At 71.9% G+C, this 5,614-nt stretch carries 5 protein-coding genes; 1 reads left to right on the top strand and 4 read right to left on the bottom strand.

What is annotated here, in order from left to right; all coding sequences use genetic code 11:
• Positions 1-21: 21 nt before the first annotated feature.
• From pstB to pstS, 4 genes are all read right to left on the bottom strand, one after another.
• Positions 22-954 (bottom strand): phosphate ABC transporter ATP-binding protein PstB, encoded by a 933-nt coding sequence (pstB, locus tag HCJ92_RS21490; RefSeq protein ID WP_167935267.1) that lies wholly within the window; start codon positions 952-954, stop codon positions 22-24.
• A gap of 88 nt (positions 955-1,042) precedes the next feature.
• Positions 1,043-1,987 (bottom strand): phosphate ABC transporter permease PstA, encoded by a 945-nt coding sequence (gene pstA / locus HCJ92_RS21485; RefSeq protein WP_167935266.1) that lies wholly within the window; start codon positions 1,985-1,987, stop codon positions 1,043-1,045.
• Complete coding sequence (gene pstC / locus HCJ92_RS21480) at positions 1,984-2,994, bottom strand: phosphate ABC transporter permease subunit PstC (protein WP_167935265.1); 1,011 nt, start codon at positions 2,992-2,994, stop codon at positions 1,984-1,986. The genes pstA and pstC overlap by 4 nt, the downstream gene beginning before the upstream one ends.
• A gap of 204 nt (positions 2,995-3,198) precedes the next feature.
• On the bottom strand, positions 3,199-4,314 hold the full coding sequence (pstS, locus tag HCJ92_RS21475; RefSeq protein WP_167935264.1) for a phosphate ABC transporter substrate-binding protein PstS: 1,116 nt from the start codon (positions 4,312-4,314) through the stop codon (positions 3,199-3,201).
• A 485-nt stretch (positions 4,315-4,799) separates the two neighbouring features.
• Here pstS and HCJ92_RS21470 point away from each other — a divergent pair.
• A partial coding sequence (locus tag HCJ92_RS21470; RefSeq protein WP_167935263.1) for a SpoIIE family protein phosphatase occupies positions 4,800-5,614 on the top strand: 815 nt, incomplete at its 3' end.

Below are 5,614 nucleotides of genomic sequence, written 5' to 3'. Positions count from 1 at the left end.
CCGTCTTCGACCCGCGGGACGTCAGCCGAAGCGACCGGTGACGTAGTCCTCGGTGCGCTGCTGCGCCGGGTTGTTGAAGATCTTCGTCGTGTGGTCGTACTCGACGAGCCGACCGGTACGCATCCCCTGGTGGTCGTCGATGTTCACGCTGAAGAAGGCGGTCCGGTCCGAGACGCGGGCGGCCTGCTGCATGTTGTGGGTGACGATCACGATGCTGTAGGTGGACTTCAGCTCGTGGATGAGGTCCTCGATCTTCAGCGTGGCGATGGGGTCCAGCGCCGAGCAGGGCTCGTCCATCAGCAGCACGTCCGGCTCGACCGCGATGGCGCGGGCGATGCAGAGGCGCTGCTGCTGGCCGCCGGAGAGGGCGTGCCCGCTCTCCTTCAGCTTGTCCTTGACCTCGTTCCACAGGCCGACCCGCTCCAGCGACTGCTGGACCAGGTCGTCCAGGTCGCCCGCGTAGGCGTTGAGCCGGGGGCCGAACGCGACGTTGTCGTAGATCGACTTGGGGAACGGGTTGGGCTTCTGGAAGACCATCCCGATCCGGCGCCGCACCTCGGCCGGGTCGACCTCGGCGGCGTAGACGTCCTCGCCGTTGTAGATCAGTTCCCCGGAGACGGACGCGCCGGGAACGAGGTCGTTCATCCGGTTGAGGCACCGCAGCAGCGTCGACTTGCCGCAGCCGGACGGGCCGATGAACGCGGTCACCTGGTGGCGCGGGACCTTCATCGTGATGTTGCCGACGGCGATGAACGAGCCGTACTGGACGCTGACGTCCCGCAGGTCGAAGACGGCGTCCTGGACGGACTCCTGCTCCTGGGCGGGCTGCGTCGCGGTGCTCTCCTCGGGCGGCGTGCCCGCTGACGCGGCGGAGCCGCCGGTCGCGCCGTCGGTGGCGCCGCCGTCCGCCGGGGGCGCGGTGCGCTCCTCCGTCTGCGTGAGCGGTGCGGTCATGGGGTCCTCCCCTGTTCGGGTCCGGGCGCGCGGCGCGGGGTGCGTCGCCGGTGCGCCCGGGAGGGCGGTGGTGGTGGTCGGTGCCGGGTCAGCCGAGCTTGTTGGCCCGGGAGCCCACGAAGCGGGCCACCACCACCAGCAGCAGCACGATGACGAACAGCGACAGCGCGCCGCCCCATGCGCGCTCGATGCCCGCCTCGAAGGGCTGCATGGCGCCGCTGTGGATCTGGAGCGGCACCGCGCCCTGCGCGTCGGAGAAGTAGGTGGTGACCAGGTAGCGGGAGCCGAGCGCCGTGAGGATCAGCGGCGCCGTCTCGCCGACGCCGCGGGCGACGGCGAGCATCGACCCGGTGGCCAGGCCGGGGGCGGCGGCGGGCAGCACCGTGGTCAGCACCGTCCGGGACTTGCTGGCGCCCAGCGCGTAGCTGGCGTTGCGCCACTCGTCGGGGACGAGCTTCAGCATCTCCTCGGAGGAGCGGGTCACGATCGGCAGCATGATGATGGCGATCGCCAGTGATGCGGCGAAGGCGCTGAAGCCGGTGTGGAAGATCGCGCCGCTGGAGATCAGCAGGCCGTAGACGAAGAGGCCGACGAAGATCGAGGGGATGCCGGTCATCACGTCGGTGAAGAACCGGACGAACGACGCCAGTCGGCCCCGGCCGTACTCGACCAGGTAGATCGCGGTGGCGAGCCCGAGCGGGATCGCCATGAGGATCGCGCCGGCCATGATGTACGCCGTGCCGACGAACCCGGCGCGGTAGCCGGCCTCCTCGACGCGGTAGGTCGGCTCGTCGAGGGTGAAGAAGCCCCAGCCGACGGCGGACAAGCCCTCCACGGCGACCTTGTAGAGGATCAGCACCAGCGGGATGACGGCCACCACCATGGCGACGGTCAGCACGGTCAGCGCGACCCGGTTGGCGAGGGCGCGCCGCGAGGCGTTGCCCTGGGTCTCGCGCAGGGGGCGGTGGCCGGTGGGGGTGGTCCGCTGGGCAGCGCCGCGCTCGGCGGGCTTCAGGTCCTGGGTGGCACTCATACGGCGGCGTCTCCCGCGACTCGGCCGATCCGCCACACCAGGAGGCGGGCGGCGACGTTGATGACCATGGTGAAGAGGAACAGCGCCACGCCGATCGCCATCAGGCCGCGCACGCCCTCGGGGGTGGCCTCCTTGAAGAGCGAGGCGATGAGGGCGGCCATCGAGTCGCCGCGCTGGAGGAGGCTGGAGTCCCAGCTCTTGGTGGAGCCGATCAGCATCATCACGGCGATCGTCTCGCCGATGGCGCGGCCGAGCCCCAGCATGCTGGCGCCGACGATGCCGGAGAAGCTGGACGGCAGAATCACCTTCCGCATCACCTCGAAGCGGGTGGCGCCCAGCGCGTAGGCGGCGTTCTGCTGGTCCATCGGGTTGACGGCGATGACCTCGCGCACGATCGCGGTGATGATCGGCAGGATCATGATCGCCAGCACGATACCGGCGGCGAGGTAGCCGGGGCCGAACACCGGTCCCTCGAACAGGAAGAAGCCGCCGGCCCACGACTCCAGCCATTCGAAGAACGGCCGCAGGACGTTGGGCACCAACCAGAACAGGCCCCACATGCCGAAGACGATGCTCGGCACGGCCGCCAGCATCTCCACGGTGTAGGACAGTGGCTTCCGCAGCCGTCGCGGTGCCAGCTGGTTGATGTAGAAGGCGATGCACAGCGCCAGCGGCAGCGCCAGGACGATCGCGATCAGCGCGGTGACCAGGGTGCCGTAGATGAACGGCCAGGCGCCGTACACGCCGGTGAAGTCCGCCGGGTCGTCACTGCGGGAGCCGCCCGACACCCAGCGGTCACCGGTGAGGAACCCGAAGAAGCCCTGGTGCTGGAAGATCGGCCACGCTTCGGTGGTGGTCCGCACGACCATGGCGGCCAGGATGATGAAGACGCTGGTACCGGTGATGGTGACGAACCAGCGGAACGCCGGGTCGGCAACGCGGCGTCGTTTGCGGGACCGCAGCCCGGGGGGCGGGGCCTGCGGCTTCTGGTCGGTGATGACCGACATCGATCTGCTCCTGCTCGTGTGGGCCGGGCCGGGCTGGGGTGGGACCGACCGCCGGTGGGCACTCCGGCGAACTGCGGTACGGCCGGCGCGTGGGCGCCGAGGCGCGGGACGTCCTCCCCGCCTGCTGGTCAGGCGCTCCCGCGGGGGCCGGACGCCCGCCGCGTCTCGGCGGGAGCGCCCGGCCCGGGTGCGGGACGGCCTGCGTCAGCCCTCGCTGTTGGTCTTCTCGACCTCGGCCAGGACCCGCTCGGTCAGCTCGGCGCCCAGCGGTGCGTAGCCCAGCTCGTTGGCGAGCTCGTCGGCGCGCTCCGACTCCAGGGCCCAGGTCCAGAAGCCCTTCAGGATGTCGGTGGTGGCCTCGTCGTAGCCGCAGGTGTAGGTGAAGATCCAGTTGGTACCGGCGATCGGGTAGCCCTCACCGCCGATGCCGTCGATGGTGAACTGGAAGTTCTCCGGGACCTCGGCCTCCTCGGAGGCGGCGGAGGTGGCCTCCAGCGTCGGCGCGACGGCCTCGCCGTCGGCGTTCACGACGTGGGCGACGGAGAGGCCTGCCTCCAGCGCGAACGACTGGTTGACGTAGCCGAGGGCGCCCGGGTTCTGGGAGATGCCCTGCGCGACGCCCTGGTTGCCGTCACCGCCGAGGGTGCCGTCGGCCCACTCCAGCTCCTTGGACGCGCCGTACGTGTCGGACCACGCCGGCACCTCCTCGTCGAGGTAGTTGGAGAAGACGAAGGTGGTGCCGGAGCTGTCGGAGCGGTGCACCGGCAGGATCTCCTGGTCGGGGAGGTCCATGTCGGGGTTGAGGTCCGCGATCGCCGGGTCGTTGTAGTTGGTGATCTCGCGGTCGTAGATCTTCGCGATGGTCTCGGCGTCGAGGACCAGGCCGTCGAGGGCCTCGTCGTTGAACGCGATCACCACGGCGCCGAAGACGACGGGGAACTGCACGGCGGAGCAGTCACGTGCGCCGGCCGCCTCCTCCAGGGCCTCGTCGTCCAGGTACTCCTCGGAGGAGCCGAAGGCGACCGACTGGCCGATGAACTGCTCGACACCCGCACCGGAGCCGACGCTCTGGTAGTTGATGGTGACGTCGGGCTCGATCTGCTGGGTGTACTCGGCGATCCACTCCTGGAACAGCGGGTCCGGGAAGGAGGCGCCGGCGCCGGTGACGGTGCCCGAGAGGCCGCTGCCCTCCGAGGCCGCCGCGTCACCGCTGCCGCCGTTGCCGCCGTTGCCGTTGTCGTCGCTGTCACTGCCGCAGGCCGAGAGGGCGAGGGCGGACACCGCGGCGAGCGCGGCGGTCTTGGCGCGCCAGTTGCGCATGGGTTCTGCTCCTTCAGGAACGCCGGCCCGTGCGGCCGGCAGTGATCTGATGTGACTGCGTCGGGACGAACGTAGGAGCGCGTGGCGACCAGACGAGGTTGGCCAAGTGAACGGCGGGTGAGATACCGCTGAACCCGCGACTTCACCGGGCGAGCGGCGCCGCCGGGGCGCGTGAACGGCCCGTTCCGCCTGGGGGACGGGCCCGGACGGCCTCTGTGGTGCGGCTCTCGTTCACCGGGGCGGACGTGCCGGGAGGGTCACCCACCGCAGTGGACGCACACACCCCGTACACACGGCGGAGCGCGGCACCGGCGGCGGACCGCGTTTTCGGGCCACCGCGGGTCGCCGCTGCGCCGACCGCCGCGTGCGGGGCCGGCAGCGCGCGGAACCGGCCACCCGTGGGCGGCCGGTTCCGCGGCCCCGCGGGGTACCCGGCGTCCCCGGCCCGAGTGGCCGGGCCCCCGCGTCGGGGCGACAGTGGGTACGTGGCGGGCAGCGAGACGGAAGGGGCCTGGGGCGGGAGAGGAAGTTCCCTGATCCCGCCGCTGCTGCTCGCGCTGGCGGTGGCCCTCAACCCGGCAGCGCCCCCGCACATCGTGTTCACCCCGCTGATGGCGGCTGCCCCGGTCGTCGCCGCGGCCCTGCTGGGGTTGCGCGGCACGATCCTCTCCGGGGTCGCCGCCACCCTGCTCGCCGTGGTGATGCTGATCTGGTTCGACGAGGCGGGGGTCGTCGAGGGCGTCGTCAAGGTGATCACCGTCGGCACGGTCTCCGCGATCGCCGTCGGGGTGAACCTGCTGGTCCGGCGTGCCCGGCGGCGGACGGCCTCCGCGAGAGCGGTGGCTGAGGCGGTGCAGCGGGCCGTGGTCCGCGACCCGCCGTCGCGTCTCGGCGGCCTCCTCATCGCCTGCCGGTACCGGGCCGCGGTCCACGAGACCCGGATCGGGGGCGACTTCTACGGCGCCGTCACCGGCCCGGGCGGCGTGGTGCGCCTGGTGCTGGGGGACGTCCGAGGCAAAGGGCTGGAGGCCACCGACTCCGTCTCCGACGTGCTGGGCGCCTTCCGGGAGGCCGGCGCGCTCGAACCCGGCCTCGGCACCGTCTCCGCACGCCTCGACGCGGCGCTCGCCAGGGCCGCCCCGGCCAGCTGCGGGGGTGATCGCCCCGGCGGTGACGAGGGGTTCGTGACAGCGCTGGTCGCCGAAGTGCCGGCGCCGGGCCCGGCGCCGGGCGCGTCCCCGGGAGGCCCCGTCACTTCCGTCAGCCCCGTCGCGGCTGCCGGGCCCGCCGGGGCGTCCGC

The organism is Streptomyces spiramenti, from assembly GCF_012034385.1.
Lineage (GTDB): Bacteria > Actinomycetota > Actinomycetes > Streptomycetales > Streptomycetaceae > Streptomyces > Streptomyces spiramenti.
Note: the sequence above shows the minus strand (reverse complement) of the source record. Positions and strands in the feature narration are given on the sequence as shown.

Bases quoted from the DNA above. Each gene is read 5' to 3' on its own strand.
- pstB (WP_167935267.1), bottom strand. From the start codon at position 954: ATGACCGCACCGCTCACGCAGACGGAGGAGCGCACCGCGCCCCCGGCG.
- pstA (WP_167935266.1), bottom strand. From the start codon at position 1,987: ATGAGTGCCACCCAGGACCTGAAGCCCGCCGAGCGCGGCGCTGCCCAG.
- pstC (WP_167935265.1), bottom strand. From the start codon at position 2,994: ATGTCGGTCATCACCGACCAGAAGCCGCAGGCCCCGCCCCCCGGGCTG.
- pstS (WP_167935264.1), bottom strand. From the start codon at position 4,314: ATGCGCAACTGGCGCGCCAAGACCGCCGCGCTCGCCGCGGTGTCCGCC.